The 627-nt window shown below is 64.4% G+C and carries 1 protein-coding gene; it reads left to right on the forward strand.

Annotation, left to right across the window (positions count from 1 at the left end; genetic code table 11):
* Positions 1–58 precede the first annotated feature (58 nt).
* Positions 59–627: DUF222 domain-containing protein (locus GFY24_RS40910; RefSeq protein WP_153810480.1), on the forward strand; the 569-nt coding region annotated here is incomplete at its 3' end.

The raw sequence follows: 627 nt of genomic DNA on the forward strand, positions 1-627 counted from the left end.
TGCAGTTCAGAAGGGTTTTCGGGTTCCGTGGGGTGATCTTCGTTGGTAGAATTAGCACATGAGTTCGAGCGTGGGAGCTGTGAGTGTGGAGGGGGTCGGCCCGGTGGGCGACCTCGCTACCGCGTTGCGGGCGGACTCCTGCACCGAACTGTCCGAGGCGGTGCGGGTGCTGCTCGAAGGCTCGTTCTTCCAGCTGAGTGATGACGAGGTCGTCGAGGCGTTGCGTGAAGTGGAGGTGTGTGCACGGCAATTGGTGGTGGTGTCGCGGCGGTTGACCATCGAGGCGGCCGAGCGGAAGCTGCCGAAGAATACGGGCGCGGACACGGTGCGGCGGTTTCTCGTCGAAACCCTGCGTTTGTCCTCCGCTGATGCGGGAGCGCGTGCGAAAGCCGCCGAAGAGCTCGGTACCTGGCATGACATTGGGGGGGAGCCCAAGCCGGTCAAGTTCGCTCTCGCTGCGGCCGCGCAGGCCGACGGCGACATTTCCGCTGATCACGTACGGGCGATCGAGAAGGCCATGAATCGGCTGCCCGACAAGTGTTCTCCCACCGAGCGGGAAGCCGCCGAGGTGCATTTGGTCACGTACGCGCGGACCGGGTGGCCGGACGATGTGGTCAAGGTCGGCAA

This window comes from Nocardia sp. SYP-A9097 (genome assembly GCF_009649815.1).
Lineage (GTDB): Bacteria > Actinomycetota > Actinomycetes > Mycobacteriales > Mycobacteriaceae > Nocardia.